This window comes from Spirillospora sp. NPDC049024 (genome assembly GCF_040649235.1).
Lineage (GTDB): Bacteria > Actinomycetota > Actinomycetes > Streptosporangiales > Streptosporangiaceae > Spirillospora.
This window is the reverse complement of sequence record NZ_JBEZFD010000002.1, coordinates 527,749-545,109: the sequence shown is the minus strand read 5'-3', so window position 1 is coordinate 545,109 and position 17,361 is coordinate 527,749. Positions and strand designations below refer to the sequence as shown.

The following is a 17,361-nucleotide window of genomic DNA, read 5'->3' as shown; positions in this document are numbered from 1 at the left end:
CTATGTGCCCTCCGGCATGGACGGTAACTTCGCGTAGCGAGAGTGTTAGACGGGACGTTCGTGGACATAGCACCATTTCCAGGTCGATCCCGGCTCCACGGCGGCGGCGAGCGGATGGTCGGTCTCCTGGTAGTGCGCTCGCGCGTGCCGTCCGGGCGAGTCGTCGGAGCAGGCCACCCAGCCGCAGGTCAGGCACAGCCGTAGCGCCGTCCACCGGTCACCCCGTGCCTCACACGCCGCACAACCAAGTGATCGTGGCGTGACGGGGGTCAAGCCGTCCAGATGCTCACAGCGCGGCGCCGCGCCGTTGGGGCTGTGCGGCACGTCCGAGGCCATCGCGCGGACCCTCATCTCGTGATCCATCGAACCTCCCCTTCCGGGTGTCGCGTTGCGGGTCAGTACTCCGGTTCCGGACGCAGGGGACCGCCGACCGCGTGCAGGTGACGCAGTACCTCGGCGTAGGAGCCGGTGAGGGTCGTCTCGCGGTAGGCGATGTCGTTGCGGGCGCAGAACTCGCGCACGAGGGCTTGGGCGCGGTGCAGGCTGGGCCGCGGCATGGGGGGAGCCTCGGACGCTGCCCGGTCCGCGGGTCTGGTCCGGTGCGCCGCTTCGAAGGCCGCCTGCGGGGACGATCGTGGTCATGGTCTTCGACTCCAGAAAGATGCCCTCCGGTGAGGGACGACCGGCTCGAACGCCGCTGGCGGGCTCGGGAGCGCCGAAGGCGCCTACTCCCAGTTGAGCCCGCCCTTGGGCCGGACCGAACCGGGCAATGCGGGCAGGGATCATCAGTAGCGGCGATAACCGTCGACCGGCGATGCAGAGCTTCAGGTGCACGCCGCGATGTACGCTGCTGGCGGGTCCAGCTGTTCCGGCCCGGAAAGCGGGAGACGTGGAACTGCGCCAGCTCCGCTATTTCGTGGCGGTCTCCGAGGAGCTCAATTTCGGGCGCGCGGCGGCCCGCGAGCACATCGTGCAGTCCGCGCTGAGCCAGCAGATACAGCGGCTGGAGCGGGAGCTCGGGGTGCGCCTGCTGGAGCGCACCACGCACTACGTCGCCCTGACCGCTGCGGGGGCGGCGTTCCTGGTCGAGGCGCGGCAGATCCTCGCCCACGTGGAGCGCGCCGCCCAGGTCGCCCGGACCGCGCAGGGCACCTCGCCGGCGTTGCGGGTGGGCATCATCGACGCCAGCTACGACTCGATGCCGCAGATCCTGCACGAGGCCCAGGCACGCTACCCCGACCTGGTGATCCACCAGGTCGAGGTCGGGGTTCCCGAGCAGTACCAGCAGCTCGTCGACGGTCGCCTGGACGTGGGCATAGGCCGCGCCGCACAGGCACCCAGCGGGATCGCCTCGCACCTGTTCCGCCAGGACCGCCTCGGCGTCCTGGTCCCCCGCGGGCATCGCTTCACCGACCTGGACGCGGTGCCCGTCGATGCCCTGGCCCGCGAGCCGCTGCTGCTGGCCGAGGAGATGAAGGCCCCGGAGTTCAACCAGTTCACCGTCGAGATGTGCCGCGCCGCCGGCTTCACCCCCACGGTGCACCAGGGCACCGTCGACAGCATCCGCGCCGCGTCCACCCTGGTCGCCCAGGGCCGCTGCCTGTACTGCGTGCCCTCCTCCTGCATCTCCGCCCTCCCGGGGACGATCTGGCGCCCGCTCACCGAACCGGTCTCGTTCTACCCCTGGTCGATCCTGTGGCGCGCCGCCGACGACTCCCCACACGTCCGCGCCGTCGTCGCCTGCGCCCGCGGCATGTCCGAACGGCTCGGCTGGCTCGTCACCGCCGACCAACCGGCCGGCTGACCCGCCGGTCACCGATCCACCGGCCTCCACCCGACCGGCGCGGTGATCGGTCGTGGTAATCGGCTCAGACCGTGTCGGCGGTATCCCCCGGCGGCCGCACGTCACCACCATCGCCTGGGGCGTGGAGGTGAGCCTGGTCGAGCTGAAGGACATCCAGCTCCCCGAGACCATGAAACGCGCCATGGCCAAGCAGGCCGAGGCCGAGCGGGAGAAGCGCGCCAAGATCATCAGCGCGGAGGGCGAGTCGATGGCCGCCGCCGCCCTCCCCGCCACCACGCCGAACGGCGCCCCGCAACCCAACGGCGCCCCGCAACCCGCCGCGACCACGGTCGTGGACCCGCCCGCTCCCCCTCCCACCACCTGAGAAGGCCCCCATCGGGAACGCCGTCGCTCACGCTCGGGTGAACCGACCCTGAGCCACACGGTCAGCCGACTCCATTCACATCATGACGCCGGCCCCGCCACCGCGATGATCACCGGTCGGCCGCGCCCCCTTCCGCATCCGGGCGATGCGACTCCGGCAAGCTCTGAAAGAGATAAGCCATACTCGAATACCTCATAGCCATCACTCGACGGATCATCTTCACTGAGCAGTGATCCGCCATGTCGGGGGACCGGCCGGATCTCTCCGGGGCCGTCCGTTGGAAGGGCAACTCGGGCGGCCCCGGACGATCTCGATGAACGCAAGCACGCGCTCGAGCAGGAGATCTCCAGCGGTGACACCGAGCGGCTCCGGATCGGGCTGCGGCAGTACCACCAGATGCTGGACCAGATCCTCACCCTCTGAGCCGCCCCGCGACTCGACCACGGACCGGTACGCGGCGATTACGCGGCGATGCCGCGTACCGGGCCTTCTCGTACGGAGCGCACGGGCCGATCGGCGAACCGCGAAGCGAGACGTGCAGAAGCGGAGATTCGCCGCAGCCCCTCATCCGGTTGCGAGTGCGCGCCGGCAGTCGGCGGCGGCCGCAGGCAGGTCGCACATCACCTGGCCGGCATTGGGCCGCAGGGCCGGATCCTTGGCCAGGCACGCGGCCGCCAAGGCGCGCAGTCGTCCCGTCAGCCGGCCCAGTTCGGGATCCTCGTCGAGGATCCGTCGCATTACGGCCGGGATCGTGTCATCGCCGAATGCCGGTGATCCGTTCGCCGCGTAGGCCATCGTGGTGGCCCAGGCGAACATGTCGGCCGCAGGCCCGGCACGTTCGCCGAAGAACTGCTCGGGGGCCATGTAGGAGGGTGTGCCGATCACCTGGCTGGTGGCGCTCGTACTCGCCTCCAGCACCCGCGCGATCCCGAAGTCGATCACCCGGGGCCCGTCCGGGCCGATCAGCACGTTGTCGGGCTTGAAGTCGCGGTGCACGACGCCGGCGTGATGAACGGCCGCCAGGGCGGTGGCCGTGCCCAGCGCCAGCCGGTCCAGGTCACCACCGCGGCGCGGTCCCTGCCGGCGGACCTGGTCCCGGAGCGAGGGCCCGGCGATGTACTCGCACACGATGAACGGTCGCTCACCATCGACCTCGGCGGCCAGCACGGCGGCGGTACAAAAACTCGCCACGCGCTGTGCGGCGGCCGCCTCGCGGACGAACCTTGCCCGTGCCCGCTCGTCATCCCCGCGGTGCATCACCTTGACGGCGACCGGCTTCCCGCCGCCGGTCTCACCGAGATAGACCATCCCCTGGCCGCCCTCGCCCAACCGGCCGAGGATCCGGAAACCGCCAAGCCGTGATGGGTCGCCGGGTCGCAGCGCCTCCATGATGTCCCACTCTCGTCATGCCGTGCGCGGTATGTGCTCCGTGGGAGCACGCGTCCCGGAAGACCGCAGGGAGACAGCGGCCGTCATCGGTGACCCCGGCTGTCCGGAAGATGAACGCGCGCGCTTCGCACCGGCCCGGCCGCCACCGGCGCGCTCGCGTGGGGGCGGGCCCGCCGGTGTCTCCGCCTGCGGGGCGAGCGCCCTCGGGCGTGATCGGCCGACAGAACTCGTGGCTCCCTGCCGGCGGATGCGTTGAGCGCGGAGCCGGGCGGCGCCTGAAGTGCGTCGCGTGCCCAACGGCGGTGCTGCTGAGCCCGCCTCCGGGGCGGCCGGCTCGAAAGCGTTCCGAACCAGCATTACGCACCGCACTTGCCGGGGGCGGGGCCGGAGTGCGGGCTCATGGGTGTCCGGGCCGCCACGGTCCGCCGCCGCCCCAGGGCCATTTCACCTGCGGCCTGCCCAGCTGTTAGAGCGGCCGGAACGCTGGCCGTTCCGGCGGCGCCGATCAGGGTGGTGACGATCAGTCCTTGGGGGTCCCTGCCCGGGGACCAGGGCTTTGGCGATCACTCCGGCGACCAGGCAGAGGATGATCCAGGCGATGATGCCCATGACCGAGCTCCTAGACGAGCCTTGAATCGATGGCTGCCCGGCAACGGTCATCCGGACCGGCCGGGGCAGGGGCCCCGGCATATCTTCCGCAGGAGCGCGGAAAGGGGCCCTCGTTCCCCCCAAGCCAATCCCGTTGGCGCCGGACGGGAAACAGTCGATCCACGACAAGTGTCATCACCGCGACCGATGACCGCATGAGCACCGGAAGTCAGGTGATCGGCCCTAGTGATGGCCTTTGCGCGAATCGCCCGTTTCCCAAGACCCTTTCCGCACCCCGATGCAGCGACGCCCCGGACGGGAGCCCAGCGCGCCCAGAGGGCGCTGACCGGGGCGACGCCCCCCTTTGTCCTCCGGTTGGCTCGCAGGCTCGATCGGGACCTCCAACCGCCCTGGTCACGCCCAGAAATCCGCCGATCCTGCGCCGCCAGGACGTGCAGGTGGCACGGTGCACATGGAGCGGCTGATGCGCGCCCATGGCCTGCCGGGGGTGCATCGCCAGGACCGGCAGCGCACCACCACCCCGGATGCGCCCCCGCCGGGTCCGAGGAGGTCTGTCCGCTGGTGACGACCGCATGGTTCGGCGGCGCGGCGGCCAGACACCAGGGCACCCTGGATGGAGCCGTTGTCTCGGTCCCGGGGCGGCGCCGCGGTCGCCGCAGACGTAGCGTCCTCCACGCATCCGCACCGGGCGGCGCGGCCGCAGTGGCGGGAGCATCACCGGAAGAGCGCCTTCGATCGGATACGTGGCGATCAGCTGCCACCCGGCGGTGTCACCGTAGATCTCCTCCAGCCGGCGGCGCACGCGCGACTCGTCGGCGTCCATCCCGAGCAGGGAGGGCGATGAGCGCGCGGCCATCGGCGGTGTACTCGGGCGCCGCGTCGGTGAGGACCGGCATCCGTCCCATCCCGAAAGCAGGGACGCCGCGGCTGCGCTCGGCTTGCCGATGGCCTCAGCGTGGCCGTTCCGCCGTCCAGCGGCGGTGACGTACTGCGTGGAGTCTCCTGTCGGGCGGGGAAATCGTGGTCGGTGGGGCCGGCGGCGCCTGGGGGGCGATGGCGTGGGCGAGCGCCGCGGCGCGGATGCCGTGGATGATCTCGTCGAGTGCGCCGATCGCCTGCCGCAGTGTCCTGCGCAGCCGCTCGGCCTCAGCGGGAGTCATCTGGCGATGGGCCGGAGCCGGAGCCGCGGCGGCAGGTCGGCCGGGCCGACCGTCACGCTGCCGCAGGGGCAGATGGCGGCCACCGTCCTGTGGGCTGAGCCGGGCGAGGTCTTGGTGCAGGTCCATGCTGACGGTGAACGCCCGGCGGATCAGCCCATCGGCCAGCACGGTGAAGTCGGGGGGCCCGCCGTCCGCGGGCAGATGGGACCGGTGTTCCGGCATCTCAGACCACTTCCTTGCTGGATTGAAGGACGACGACCCTGCGGGGGAGCTCGCTCCGCCCGCCGCGCGAGCCAAGCCGCGGCACCGACCACACCTGACGGCGAGCACGCCGGTCCACCGGCCGCCGACCTGGTCGCCCGGACGGCGGCCGGTCTGGCGGGCGCCGTGGATTTCCTCTTCGGCAGCATCAGCTGCCAAGGGCATCCGGAGCGCAGGGAGAGGGGTCTGGGCGGACATTGAGGCCGCGGTCCAGGCCGGTGATGCGCAGCAGTTTGGCGACCTGCGGACGGGGGGCGGACAGGCGCAGGGTGATGCCGAGTCCGGTGGCATGGCGCTGGATGCCGATCAGCAGGGTCAGCCCGGCCGCGTCGCAGAAGGTCACCCCGCTCAGGTCGAGGATCAGCAGCCGGGCGCTTTGGAGCAGTCCGGCGCGCAGGTGCTCGCCCAGTGCGGGGGCGGTTGCCATGTCGAGATCGCCCCGCAGGGCGACGATGGTGATGCCCGGACGTCCGCGGGAAGGCGCGGTGGCCCTGGCGGCGGCGCGGAACCGGCCGACAGCGGTGAACCTGGTGTGGCCGGAGTACCGGGTGGATACTGTCGTGGGCTGGCCGCCGGTCATGGCGATCTCCGATAGCGGGGTGGATGAGTTCGGCCGTGTCGGTCGTGTCCGCGGGTCAGCGCGGCATTGACGGTTCACGCGGTCATCCGCCATGCGATCTCCACCCTCTGGGGCTCGGCCGCCTCACGCCCGTCATGCGTGTCGGCTGGAACGGTCGGTGCGGCCGGCGGGTCGGGGGCGGCCAGATGGTCGGTGGGATCGGCGGCTTCGTCCAGGGCGGCCTGGGCCGCCGTGCAGCCGATGGCGGCCGGGACGGTGAGCAGGTCGATGCGGCGGCCGTCTGCGTAGATCGCGGTGAGCAGCCCGGCGGGCAGGTTGTCGAACCAGCTCAGCAGGACCTCGCGGGTGTCGTCGGGCCCGTCGACGAGCAGGCGGCGCGGATGGCTCTGCCAGTCGGCCGCCCGCAGCAGGACGTGGCTGATCGGCCGTTGGTCGTCGGGTGGGTCGTGGACCCGCAAGGCCAGCAGCAACCCGGGCAGTTCGGCGACCGGATCGGCCGAGCGGGGCCACCATGCGCCGTCCAGAAGCGTGCGGCCCCGCCCTGGACGGGTTCGCCTGAGCGGGGCGGACGGCTGCAGGGCGAGCCGGGGGGCCGAGGGCGCCGGAAGGCCGATGATCATTCTCGGTTCCGCGGTGGTCCGCATGGTTTTCCCCTCCCCCTGGAACCGCGAGGCGGTTCAGAGCGGTGAACGAGCCGGTGTGGCGGATCACCCTCCAGGGCGGGGATGTCGTCTTTGCCGGATAAATTCACTCTAACCGCCAACCCTCGGCACTTTAAAGGCCTGGAGTAATATCTGCCCAATTTTTCGACATTTCTCCCCCCGTCTTTTGGTTCCGAGCGTTTGACGGAGGCAGATTTCCAATCCCAGATTTCCGTCCGTCCGCGGGTGCCGAATCCGTGGCCACCAGGGCCGACCTGGGTTTTCTCGGCGATGCCACCTGCTTCGAAGGGACTGCACGCGACGGTGTCGAGCGAGTAGATCATGGTTCTGCGGGCCTGGCGAGCTCGCCGCAGTTCACGCTCGGATCTCCCATGAACGCGCCTCATGCATCCCTGATCTGTAGTGATCGGATTGGAGCGCGCTACGAAGAACGTCCGCTGGCCACTTAGCGTGGCGAGAAATGCAGGCGTGAGGAGAGTTGCCGAGGCCCCGTGCTCCGACCGCCCCACCGGCTCCGACGGTGGCCGCTGGGTCAGCGAGAGCGCAGCCTGTCGAGACGATGGGCCGGCACACCGAGCGCCTGCAGAACATCGCGCATTTGCCGCGCGGGCGCCAGCGGTGGGCCGGATGCCGGTTCGGGCCGGAGCGGTTTGGTGAGACCGAGCAACCGCAGCATCTGATCCGTCGCACCCACAGCGCGTCCTGTCCCTTGCATCGTCCTGCCGGCCCGGAGCGGGTCGCCCGGGTGCGTGCCCGTGATTCCGGAGGTGAGGTCGGCTCATACCCCGAAAGCACGGGCCCACTCATCGCGACGAGACAGCGCAGGGCGGACCGTCACCGCAGCGACCTCGATCGCCGGCAGCACCGGGGGCGAGCCCGGTGGCACCGGAGGCACTTCGTGCCTCTCCGCTCACAGGGGTTCGCTGATCCAGCGCCACTCGCCGTCGACATGCCGCGCGCTGATCAGCTGCGCGCTACCAGAGTCCGCGACCTCGGCGATCATCCGCACCAGCCGCCGATGGAAGTCCGCGGGCGGACGGCCCTCGCCCGGCGCCCCCTCCAGAAGGGACACGCTGACCTTCGCCTCGTCGCGCAACTGCACGGTCAGTCGGCCGGTCCTGTCCAGACGCAGGACAACGATCGCATCAGCACGGATCAAGTCGCCTTCAGCCGCCGAAATCCATACCTCTGGTGCATTACCGCTCATGAGCCCCACCCTCCATGAGTCCAGGAGCCCGCCTCACCCCCGAACTTAGTACGGCCCCCGCCTCAGCCCCCTCGGCGCGCCGACGGAGAAGGCAAGGACCACCGAAACGAGGGACGCGCGATAGGCGGCCAGAACGTCGGCGACGACTCCGGCCTCTTCCTCTTCGGCGGCGCGGCGGCAGCGCCGATCACCTCGCCAGCCCTCTTCCCTCCCTCGGGAGCGGAGACCCGACCCTAGCCTCACCTCAAGCTCCCACCGCCTCACCTCCGTCGCCGTTGCTGCCGGCCATGTCGGCTCGTTGTCTGCTCGACGGTTCTGAAACAGGGCAGCACCACACGGCATGGCGCGGCATGGGGATGGGGTTGGATGTGGACAGGACAGTACAGTCCGACACTAAGAGCACTGCCCTGATACGAAAGTCGCGGACTTTTAATCCGTAGGTTGTGGGTTCGAGTCCCACGCGACCCACCACCCCTGACCAGGGGAAACGCGAGAAGGCCCGGCTTGTGAGCCGCCGCGTTTGCCCCGCTTCGTCCCCATGCCGGCTCGAGGTCGGCTCGGCGGCTCGATCCGGGCCCTGCGCCCACCCTGGTCAGGCCTCGAAAGCCAGGCACTCTTCACCCACCTAAGCCGGTCATACCACCCACTGATCCGACCGCAGGACCACAGGAGCAGTCAGCAACACCCTCCCGCAGGAGTGAATCCGCTGGCTCGCATCCCGCTGGCGGCGCCATCGAGCGCTTCCCATCAGGCGGTCATAGAGAAGGCGCCGCGATCAGAGCACGACGCGGACGAAAGCGCGCCTCTACCCCTCGATACTCATACACCCGAAGGCAGCAACCCCACACCAACGGCTCTCAAGACACCCGGCCATCACGCTCACCAAGATCATTACATCTCTGTCCGGGATCGTGATCGCAAACCAACCGAATGAAACCCGACGCCTTCACTGCTAGCGTCGCAGGTCAGCAAGTATCGGCCCCGCGCACGCGGGGATGGTTCCGCACTCGCGGTGTACCGACGGGGCATCAACGCGCGGCCGCCGCTCGGATCCTCACAGCCGCATCGCCGGTACACACCGCCGGCACTCCTCGCTCTCCTCATGAGGTCAGGGTGGGCGGCCTGTCGTTGCCTTGACCACCACGGACGGCGACAGACCGGCCTACCGAGCATGACAGCGCAGCCTCGGGCAAGGGCGGCACGAGTTCCCCTGGCTTGTTTCCCACCACAGAAGCCGGGGCCGCCTCAGTCCCCCTTACAGGACGACCACCGCGACAGCCGCCGCCCCGGCGACCACTGACGACCAACGGAAGAGCTCCTTGGCAACCCGCACCTCGGCTGAGTCGGTTTCCCTCGGAGCCATCTCGTCGTAGAACTTGCGTGCTTTTGCGGCGGCGTCCCCGACAGCCGGCAGCGAGTAGATCCCACCTGACGGCCCGATCTCCTCGACCGTTGCGGCGCCCTCATCGTAGTTGTCGATCTCCACGTCGATCACCTCCAACAACTGAATGGCCTTGTTGCCAGTAGTTGGAGGCTACCGAAGCCCAGACAGCTCAGGCAACAACTTCCAACTGATTACTTGTTGGGATACCCTCTTGGCGTGGATGATGGCGATAGGCAGCCGGAGACCTCCATCGGCGCCCCGTCTCCGTTCGTGGATATGGTCGTCGGACCAGGCGAGTCGGACAACAGCCGCTTCGGGGAACTGCTTGAGCGTCTGCGCTGGAAGGCTGGCCTGTCTCGCGCTGATGCAGCGACCAAACTCGGATTCTCCTCTGAGTACTTGCGCCTCATCGAGGTAGGCAAGCGCACGCCTGCCCTTGGGCAGATGCGAAACCTGCTGCGTGTCTACGGTGCAAAGGGTGCCGTCGAGCAGATCTCGCCTCAGGGATACCGGCAGGACTTGTTGGTCTTCGACCCGCTCGACGGCGACCACGGCGATCCGGTCATCATCGAGTTCACCAGCAGGATCCGTGAAGCACGACGAAGGGCGCTCGGTGCCCCTCCGGACGAGGATGAGGACTGGGAACAGGCGGACTATGAGGGCCCGACTGAGAGTCGGGCCACCGAGCTCGGCCTGGTGGTATCTCTCCTGACCCGAGCGGACGACAGCACGCTACTCAAGGTTCGCAAGTTGCTTGAGGACAGAGCAAGGTGACATGTCTCAGACGGGCCTGCCCACGAGGCCTTGGGGCTTGACGTACAGGGGGCGTACAGGGGCCTGTTAGGCCGCCAGGTCTAAGCCGCCCGGTCCTTCCGAACGTCCCCGCGCAGGCGCCGCCGCGGCATTGCTGGCGCTGTGGGCGGCGTGGGGGCACGGTGCTACAGATGGCGGCCAGATGGTCGGACACCGTGGACTCCCGCTAGGAACGCTCAGGGGAAGGCTCCGCGCGGCCGCGTACCTGCCTGAAGGGTCGATGGAGACCGTTGGACCAGGAATGAGAACACGTTACAGTTTCTGCCATGGGCACAGTCACTTGGGACGCGCCGGACGGCGACCACCCCGCACGCCGGGCGGTGCGCGCGGCGATGGCCGCGGCCGCGGGCGGGCGCAAGCAGGAGTGGCTCGCGCTGTTCGGCCCGGACGCCGTCATCGAGGACCCCGTCGGCCCCTCGATGCTCGATCCCGAGGGCAAGGGGCACCGGGGGCCGGACGGGATCGAGCGGTTCTGGGACGAGAACATCGCCCGGGTGCGCAAGTTCCACTTCCGGGTGAGCGACTCGTTCGCCAACGGCCCCGCCTGCGCCAACGTCGTCACCATCACCGCGACGCTGGACGGCGGGACCACCTCGACGATCGACTGCCTGACCGTCTACACCGTCGATGACGACGGCCTGATCACCTCGTTCCGCGCCCATTGGGAACCGGACCGCGTAATGGCCACCCTGACCTCCCCCTAAGACGCAGGGAAGCGGCTTCAGGGCCATGCGCACTCCCCAGCACCGTACTGGCTCCCCACGCTAGCGGCCGTGCTGTACACCGCCGAGCTGACGGTCGCGCTCGCGGTCATGCTCACCGCGGTCTTCGTCCCGCCCTTCGGTGAACGAGCGCGCTTTTCGGCTGCTGCACTGGATGACCGGCCACCCCGAACCGGCCCACCCGGCCCCTCAACGGTGCGCATGCCTAGAACTACGTCCGCGCAGGTCAAGCAGAATGCTCGTACTCGTTGAGAATTCCCCCAGACGTTGCCTTCTTCAGACGTTCAGCTGGGCGGTCTGGTCTGGTTGGCTGATCGGTGGAGGCAGCGGGGGGTGCGCCGCTGGGGGGTGCGACGTGCGACCCGATCGTCGCGGGCGGCGGGGGTCTGGGGCTGCGCCGCCGCTTTCGGTGGTGGTGGTGAAGGATCTGGTGGCGCACTCGGCGCGGTGGTCAGGTGCTGCAGGTGGTCGCGGTGCTCGGCGAGGGCGTGCTCGACGGCGTCGCCCAGGTTCAACCCCAGAGCGCTGGTGGGCCGTCGGCGAGGTGCCGTGACGGGTCCCTTCTCCGGCGCCCGCTCCCAGGCGCGGGCATGGACCCCGATGGAAGCATGTAGACCGCCGCACCCGGCTGGAACCGCACACAGCCAGCACCGTCAGCCTCTCCACCACAGGGAGGGCTCTGGGGCGAGCTCGATCCGGCGCAGCGTACGGCGCTGGTGGAGGTGGGGCGGCCGCGCAACTACCCGGCCACGGCGCCGCTGTGCTCCCAGGGGAAGGGCTCCGACCACGTCGTCGTCATCCCGGCCAGCTAGGCGAAGGTGATCTCGGCAACGTCAGACGGGCGCGAGGTCGTGCTGGCCGTGCGAGGGGGCCGGCGACCTGGTGCGCGAGAGCGCGGTGCTCGGCAGCCAGGACCGGACGGCGACCCGTGACGGCGCTCACCGCGGTCCGCGGGCTGGTGGTCCCGGCCGCCCGTTTCACCGCGTGCAACTGCGGCCAACGGCCCGGCCGGTCAGCGGGTCCTCACAGCCGCACCGCCGGTACACCCCACTCACAGGTCGCCGCGCCGAACGCCGAGCGGGAGGGGCCCCCAGGGAATTAGAACGCGTTCTTGTCAACGGCGGCGGTGTCGAGCAAGCTACGTCGCATGGACCTGAATGCCCTGGAAGAGATCCGTCAGGTGAAGTACCGCTACTTGCGCTGCCTGGACCTGAAGGACTGGGACGGGTTCGCCGACACCCTCACCGAGGACGCCCTGGGCGCCTACGGAACCCGCGCGGTCGGCGAGGCGCTGCGCCTGGAAGGCCGCGATGCCATCGTCGACTACATGCGCGACAATCTCGGTCCCGAGATCACCACGGTGCACTTCGCGGGCCAACCCGAGATCCGGGTCGACGGCGACAGGGCCGAGGGCACCTGGTGCCTGGAGGACACCGTCATCGCCAAGGCATTCCGGGTGCTGATCCGCGGTTCCGCCTTCTATGAGGAGACGTATCGACGCTGCGCGGACGGCGGATGGCGCATCAGTGGCATCGGCTATGAACGGACCTACGAATACTCGATATCGCTCGACGATGTGCCCAGCTTCAGGCTGCTGGCAGACCGCTGGGCGCCCTCGCCCCCGCAGCCGGGAACCTGACCAGTATCAAGAGTCAGACTTGATGCGTGCCGTCGCCCGCCGCCAGCGCCCCGCGGACGAGGAAGTAGCCGTCAGTGGAGTCGGCGGTGGAGGCATGGCCAGATCGGTGGCGGTCAGGACCAGGCGACCTGCGCTTGCCCGCCTTGATCCGCGGCCTACCTTGCGAGCGGCGGTGCGCGCGGCCAGAGGCATCACGTGAGTCAGGACTTGACGCGCTGCTGCTTGAGGCGGAGTTCCTCCTGCGGACCTCGGCTTTGACGGCTTGCTCGCGTTCCAGCCAGTCGGGCCTTTCGGCCTTCAGATTCGGGAAGCCGGTGAAGGCCAGCAGGTCCTCGCGGGCGGCGTCCAGCTCGGTGGATGAGGCCCGCAGCCGATTGGTCAACGGGCCACCGGCCGGCCCGGCCCCACGGTTCTCAGGAATGCTCTCGCGCTGGGCGCGCTGGTCACCCGGGCGTCCTTCTCAGCGGGCGGCGGGCGCCGGGGGCGGCGCGGAGGTGTCGGGGAAGGGCCTGGTGGCCGGGTCGGTCAGGCGGGGGAGCCGGCGGTCGAGCCAGCGGGGGAGCCACCAGTTGGCTTTGCCCAGCAGGGCCATGGTCGCGGGCACCAGGAGCATCCGGACGACCGTGGCGTCGAGCAGGATCGCCGTGGACAGGCCCAGGCCGAGCATCTTCACCAGCGGTGACGGGTGGGCGACGAAGCCGAGGAAGACCACCGTCATGATCAGAGCGGCGGAGGTGATCACCCGGCCGGTGCCCGCCAAGCCGCGCGCGACCGACTCGGTGCTGTCGCCGGTGGCCTCGTAGCTCTCGCGGATGCTGGAGAGCAGGAACATCTCGTAGTCCATGGACAGGCCGAACAGGACCGCGAAGAAGATCGTGGGCAGCGGTGAGGCGATCGCATACGTTCCGTCCAGGCCGAACAGGTCCGCGCACCACCCCCACTGGAACACCGCGACCACGACGCCGTAGGCGGCGCCGATCGACAGCAGGTTCATGACGGCGGCCTTCAGCGGCACGACGACGGCGCGGAACAGCACCATCAGCAGCAGGAACGACGCGGCCAGGACCGCGGCGATGAAGATCGGGAGGGTCCTGTCGAGCTGCCGCGTGAGGTCGTCGGTCATGGCCGTCATGCCGGAGACGGCGACGTTGGCGGGGGCCAGGTCGCGAACGCGTTCGAGCGTCCGGGAGGTCTCGGCGTCCGCGGGGGCGCTGGTGGGGATCGCGGGCACGACGACCGCGTCCCCCTGGGGAGAGGTCCGCGGCGAGCCCACCGCGGCGATGCCGGGGTCGGCGGCGAGACGTTCGGCGAGGTCGGGGATGGTCTGGGCGGTCACGCCCGGGCGGCGCAGGTCGGCGACGAGCAGCAGCGGGGCATTGTGGCCGGGGCCGAAGCCCTCCGCCAGCAGGTCGTACGCGCGGCGGTGGGTCGTGCTCGTCCTGTCGTCGCCGGCGTCGGGGTAGCCGGTCTGCATCCACAACGCCGGGGCGGCGAGCGTGAGCAGCAGCGCCGTTGCGCCGAGCAGATACGGCCAGGGGCGGCCCGAGACACGATGCGCCAGACGCCACCATGCCCCGTCTTCGGTGCGCTTGGCGGGGGAGCGGCGGCGGACGACGCGTCCGGCGTCGATGCGGTCGCCCAGCAGGGACAGCAGTGCGGGCAGCAGGGTGAGGGCGGTGGCCACGGCGAAGAGCACGACCAGCGCTGCGCCGAGCCCGATCGAGGCCAGCAGGCCCAAGCCGGTCAGCAGCAGCGCCGACATTGCGACGACGACGGCGCCTCCGGCGAACAGGACCGCCGAGCCCGCCGACGCCATGGCGTTCGACAGTGCGGTGCGGTTGTCCTGACCGGCCGTCCGGTTCTGGCGGTAGCGGGCCACGATGAACAGGGCGTAGTCGATGCCGACGCCCAGACCGATCAGCATTCCGACGCTCGTTGCGGCGCTCGTGACGTCCATTACATGGGCCAGCAGCGCGATGCCGGACAGCCCGGTGGCCACCGTGACCATCGCGATCGCGATCGGCACCAGGGCGGCGACGACCGTTCCGAAGACGACGAGCAACACGACCAGGGCGGCCAGCAGACCGGCCACCTCGGTGCCCGAGGTCTCGGTCTCGGCGTTGACGAACGCGGCGTCGCCGCCGACCTCCGCGACGGCGCCGGCGGCCCGTACCGGCTCCAGCGAGCCGGTGATCGCCTTCACCGGCTCGGGGCCGAGCCCGGCCGAGGGCCGGTCGAAGGTGACCTCGGCGTAGCCGATGCGCCCATCGCGCGACACCGTGCCGGTGGCGAACGGGTCGGCGACGGCGGCCACGTCCTCGGCATCGGCGATCCGGGCGAGGGCCGCCTGGATGGCAGGTCGGTAGCGGTCGAGCCGTTCACCCTCCGGAGCGGCGAAGACCGCCTTGGCGCTGCCACCGGCCGCCTGCGGGAAGCGCTCCTCCAGAAGCTCCATCGCCCGTTCGCTCTGGCTGCCCGGAGCGACGAGGTCGTCGGCGAACCTGCCGCCTGCGGTGCCCGCCAGCCCGATGACCAGGACGGCCAGGAGAGTCCAGAGCCCGATCGTTAGCCATGGTCGGCGGGCGCTGGTGTCGCCGATGCGACGGATGACGCGATGCATGACGGTGCTCCTTCGGGGGATGCGGCGGCGAGTGCGCCAGGGTGAGCTGTCGTACCAACCGTGCTCGCCGGGGCCGCCGCAGTCGCCCGTCCACCGGCGGAGCCGATCCCCGTCGCGCAGCGGAGGCCCGGTCCGCCTCGCGGCGGATGACCGGTGTGTCCGTCCCCGCATACGGTGGTCCCGCGCCCGCCGACAAGCCGCGGAGTGCACCGCATCTCGCACCGTGGAGCGCCGGTGAACCGCACAACACCGCCTTCCCGCCCGCTCGCCGAGGCCGCGGCAGGCCGCCCCGGAAGGCTCCGGGGGCCCTTCGCCCGCTGGCCGCGCGCCATGGACGCCGTCCTCGCCGGGCTGGTCCTCCTCGTGCTGGTGTTCGTGCACGACATGCCCGGAGACGCCCTGGCCTTCCGTCCCCTTCGCGACCTCAACCTCGCCGCCCTGCCGGTCTTCGCCGCGGCCGGTACGGCGTTGTACTGGCGACGCCAGGCACCTCTGGCCGTGCTGAGCGTCACCTTGATCGCCTGGGCCCTGTTGCTGCCGACCACGCGCAACCTCGTCGGCGTTCCGGTGCTCATCGCCCTGTACAGCGCCGGGCGGTACTCGCCGGATTCACGGCAGGGGCCCGCGGGCGTCGTGGCGGCCGTCGCCCTGGTCACCGTTGACCTGCGCACGGAATCCGCGCCGTGGAGTGAGGTCGTATTCGGGGTCATCGTCATGGTCGGCCTGTGGTACGTGGGGCGCGGTCTCCGGCTGCGCGATCGCCACGCTGCCCGGCTCGTCGCAGCACAGGCCGCCGAGGCCGTCCGCATCGTGGCCGAGGAGCGGACGCGCATCGCCCGCGAGCTGCACGACGTGGTGGCCCATCGGGTGAGCGTCATGACCGTTCAGGCGGGCGCGGCCAAGGCGATGGCCGCGCACGCCGCCGACGGCCCGATCCCGGAGCAGGCACTGCGGGCGATGGGGGCGGTCGAAGAGGAGGGACGGCAGGCGCTGGCCGAGCTGCGCCACCTGCTCGGCGTCCTGCGTCCTGAGAACGATGCCGGGGGCCCCGAGCCCCAGCCCGGCCTGGCCGACGTTCCCCACCTCGCCGACCAGATCCGCGCAACGGGCGTCGCGGTGACCCTGTCGCTCGCCACGCTCCCGACCGGACTGCCCGCTCGCGTGGACCTGTTCGCCTACCGCATCGTTCAGGAGGCGCTCACCAACGTGCTCAAGCACGCCGGTCCCGGCGCCCACGCCGACGTCCGGCTCGGGGCCGCCGGCGGCGAGATCGTCATCGAGGTGCGCGACGACGGCGGCGGCACCGCCGCCCTGCCGGGAGACGCCCAGGACGGAACGCGCGGCCACGGCATCGTGGGGATGCGGGAGCGGGCACTACTGTTGGGCGGCACACTCGACGCCGGGCCGCGCCCGGACGGCGGGTTCGACGTCACCGCCCACCTGCCCACCGGAGGCGAGCCCGCGTGAGCATCCGTGTCGCCATCGTCGACGACCAGGCCCTCGTCCGCGGCGGCTTCGCCATGATCTTGCAGATCCACGACGACATCGAGGTCGTCGCCGAGGCCGGGACCGGCACCGAGGCGATCGAGGCGGCGCGCCGGCACCGGCCCGACGTGATCCTCATGGACATCCGGATGCCGGACATGGACGGTCTGGAGGCCACCGAGCGGATCCTGGCGGAATCCGACTGGAACATCAGGGTGCTCATCCTGACCACGTTCGACCCGGACGAGTACGTCTACCGGGCGATGCACGCCGGCGCCAGCGGCTTCGTCCTCAAGGACATCCCACCCGACCAGCTCGCCACCGCCGTGCGCACCGTCGCCGACGGCGGCGCTCTGCTGGCCCCCTCGATCACCCGCAGGCTGATCGGCCGGTTCGCCCGGCGGCTGAGCGTCAACAACGCCGTGGCCGAACGCCTGGAACGCCTCACCGACCGCGAGCGCGAAGTGATGGCCGCCGTGGCCCGCGGATCGAGCAACTCCGAGATCGCCAAAGAGCTCTTCATCGGACCCGCGACCGTCAAGACGCACGTCTCCGGCATCCTCACCAAGCTAGGCCTACGTGACCGCGCCCAGATCGTCATCTTCGCCTATGAGAGCGGCCTGGTCGAGGCAGGCGACCGCAACATCGGCCACTGACCGGCG

The 17,361-nt window shown here is 70.3% G+C and carries 17 protein-coding genes; 7 read left to right on the top strand and 10 right to left on the bottom strand.

Features of this window, described 5'->3' with window-relative positions; translation table 11 throughout:
- Positions 1-45: 45 nt before the first annotated feature.
- Positions 46-336, bottom strand: coding sequence for a UBP-type zinc finger domain-containing protein (locus AB0C21_RS05410; RefSeq protein WP_500202866.1), 291 nt, complete (start codon positions 334-336; stop codon positions 46-48).
- A 59-nt stretch (positions 337-395) separates the two neighbouring features.
- Complete coding sequence (locus tag AB0C21_RS05405) at positions 396-557, bottom strand: hypothetical protein (protein ID WP_500202828.1); 162 nt, start codon at positions 555-557, stop codon at positions 396-398.
- A 332-nt stretch (positions 558-889) separates the two neighbouring features.
- Here AB0C21_RS05405 and AB0C21_RS05400 point away from each other — a divergent pair, with 332 nt between their 5' ends.
- A complete protein-coding gene (locus tag AB0C21_RS05400) occupies positions 890-1,804 on the top strand; it encodes a LysR family transcriptional regulator (RefSeq protein WP_500202827.1) in 915 nt (304 codons plus the stop codon).
- A 52-nt stretch (positions 1,805-1,856) separates the two neighbouring features.
- Positions 1,857-2,168 (top strand): SPFH domain-containing protein, encoded by a 312-nt coding sequence (locus AB0C21_RS05395; RefSeq protein ID WP_500202826.1) that lies wholly within the window; start codon positions 1,857-1,859, stop codon positions 2,166-2,168.
- Positions 2,169-2,732: 564 nt separating this feature from the next.
- Here the strand turns inward: AB0C21_RS05395 and AB0C21_RS05390 are convergent.
- From AB0C21_RS05390 to AB0C21_RS05365, 6 genes are all read right to left on the bottom strand, one after another.
- Positions 2,733-3,557, bottom strand: a complete 825-nt coding sequence (locus AB0C21_RS05390) for a serine/threonine-protein kinase (protein WP_500202825.1) — start codon at positions 3,555-3,557, stop codon at positions 2,733-2,735.
- A gap of 1,559 nt (positions 3,558-5,116) precedes the next feature.
- Positions 5,117-5,548 carry a hypothetical protein gene (locus tag AB0C21_RS05385; protein WP_500202824.1) on the bottom strand — a complete coding sequence of 144 codons (432 nt, stop codon included), beginning with the start codon at positions 5,546-5,548 and terminating at the stop codon, positions 5,117-5,119.
- Between the two features lie 187 nt (positions 5,549-5,735).
- A complete protein-coding gene (locus AB0C21_RS05380) occupies positions 5,736-6,167 on the bottom strand; it encodes an STAS domain-containing protein (protein ID WP_500202823.1) in 432 nt (143 codons plus the stop codon).
- Positions 6,168-6,241: 74 nt separating this feature from the next.
- Positions 6,242-6,811, bottom strand: coding sequence for a DUF5994 family protein (locus AB0C21_RS05375; RefSeq protein WP_500202822.1), 570 nt, complete (start codon positions 6,809-6,811; stop codon positions 6,242-6,244).
- 928 nt (positions 6,812-7,739) lie between these two features.
- Positions 7,740-8,036, bottom strand: a complete 297-nt coding sequence (locus AB0C21_RS05370) for a hypothetical protein (RefSeq protein ID WP_500202821.1) — start codon at positions 8,034-8,036, stop codon at positions 7,740-7,742.
- 1,255 nt (positions 8,037-9,291) lie between these two features.
- Positions 9,292-9,531: a hypothetical protein gene (locus AB0C21_RS05365; RefSeq protein ID WP_500202820.1), complete on the bottom strand. Its 240-nt coding sequence runs from the start codon at positions 9,529-9,531 to the stop codon at positions 9,292-9,294.
- Positions 9,532-9,636: 105 nt separating this feature from the next.
- On the opposite strand from AB0C21_RS05365, the gene AB0C21_RS05360 reads away from it, so the two are divergent.
- The 3 genes from AB0C21_RS05360 to AB0C21_RS05350 all read left to right on the top strand — a co-directional run bounded on the left by AB0C21_RS05360 (position 9,637) and on the right by AB0C21_RS05350 (position 12,594).
- Positions 9,637-10,194 (top strand): helix-turn-helix domain-containing protein, encoded by a 558-nt coding sequence (locus AB0C21_RS05360; RefSeq protein WP_500202819.1) that lies wholly within the window; start codon positions 9,637-9,639, stop codon positions 10,192-10,194.
- A 305-nt stretch (positions 10,195-10,499) separates the two neighbouring features.
- A complete protein-coding gene (locus tag AB0C21_RS05355) occupies positions 10,500-10,937 on the top strand; it encodes a nuclear transport factor 2 family protein (protein WP_353817754.1) in 438 nt (145 codons plus the stop codon).
- A 1,165-nt stretch (positions 10,938-12,102) separates the two neighbouring features.
- Positions 12,103-12,594: a nuclear transport factor 2 family protein gene (locus AB0C21_RS05350; RefSeq protein ID WP_500202818.1), complete on the top strand. Its 492-nt coding sequence runs from the start codon at positions 12,103-12,105 to the stop codon at positions 12,592-12,594.
- Positions 12,595-12,607: 13 nt separating this feature from the next.
- On the opposite strand, the gene AB0C21_RS05345 is transcribed toward AB0C21_RS05350, so the two are convergent.
- Together AB0C21_RS05345 and AB0C21_RS05340 are read right to left on the bottom strand one after the other, a co-directional pair.
- Complete coding sequence (locus tag AB0C21_RS05345) at positions 12,608-12,976, bottom strand: hypothetical protein (protein ID WP_500202817.1); 369 nt, start codon at positions 12,974-12,976, stop codon at positions 12,608-12,610.
- A gap of 78 nt (positions 12,977-13,054) precedes the next feature.
- On the bottom strand, positions 13,055-15,214 hold the full coding sequence (locus AB0C21_RS05340) for an MMPL family transporter (RefSeq protein ID WP_500202816.1): 2,160 nt from the start codon (positions 15,212-15,214) through the stop codon (positions 13,055-13,057).
- 234 nt (positions 15,215-15,448) lie between these two features.
- Between AB0C21_RS05340 and AB0C21_RS05335 the strand changes: the two genes are divergently transcribed.
- A complete protein-coding gene (locus AB0C21_RS05335; RefSeq protein ID WP_500202815.1) occupies positions 15,449-16,681 on the top strand; it encodes a sensor histidine kinase in 1,233 nt (410 codons plus the stop codon).
- Positions 16,678-17,355: a response regulator transcription factor gene (locus AB0C21_RS05330; RefSeq protein WP_500202814.1), complete on the top strand. Its 678-nt coding sequence runs from the start codon at positions 16,678-16,680 to the stop codon at positions 17,353-17,355. Before AB0C21_RS05335 ends, AB0C21_RS05330 begins: the two co-directional genes overlap by 4 nt.
- Positions 17,356-17,361 lie beyond the last annotated feature (6 nt).

Coding starts and splice junctions, on each gene's coding strand:
- AB0C21_RS05390 (WP_500202825.1), bottom strand. CDS start 3,557: ATGGAGGCGCTGCGACCCGGCGACCCATCACGGCTTGGCGGTTTCCGG.
- AB0C21_RS05355 (WP_353817754.1), top strand. CDS start 10,500: ATGGGCACAGTCACTTGGGACGCGCCGGACGGCGACCACCCCGCACGC.
- AB0C21_RS05375 (WP_500202822.1), bottom strand. CDS start 6,811: ATGCGGACCACCGCGGAACCGAGAATGATCATCGGCCTTCCGGCGCCC.
- AB0C21_RS05385 (WP_500202824.1), bottom strand. CDS start 5,548: ATGCCGGAACACCGGTCCCATCTGCCCGCGGACGGCGGGCCCCCCGAC.
- AB0C21_RS05405 (WP_500202828.1), bottom strand. CDS start 557: ATGCCGCGGCCCAGCCTGCACCGCGCCCAAGCCCTCGTGCGCGAGTTC.
- AB0C21_RS05340 (WP_500202816.1), bottom strand. CDS start 15,214: ATGCATCGCGTCATCCGTCGCATCGGCGACACCAGCGCCCGCCGACCA.
- AB0C21_RS05350 (WP_500202818.1), top strand. CDS start 12,103: ATGGACCTGAATGCCCTGGAAGAGATCCGTCAGGTGAAGTACCGCTAC.
- AB0C21_RS05380 (WP_500202823.1), bottom strand. CDS start 6,167: ATGACCGGCGGCCAGCCCACGACAGTATCCACCCGGTACTCCGGCCAC.
- AB0C21_RS05410 (WP_500202866.1), bottom strand. CDS start 336: ATGGCCTCGGACGTGCCGCACAGCCCCAACGGCGCGGCGCCGCGCTGT.
- AB0C21_RS05370 (WP_500202821.1), bottom strand. CDS start 8,036: ATGAGCGGTAATGCACCAGAGGTATGGATTTCGGCGGCTGAAGGCGAC.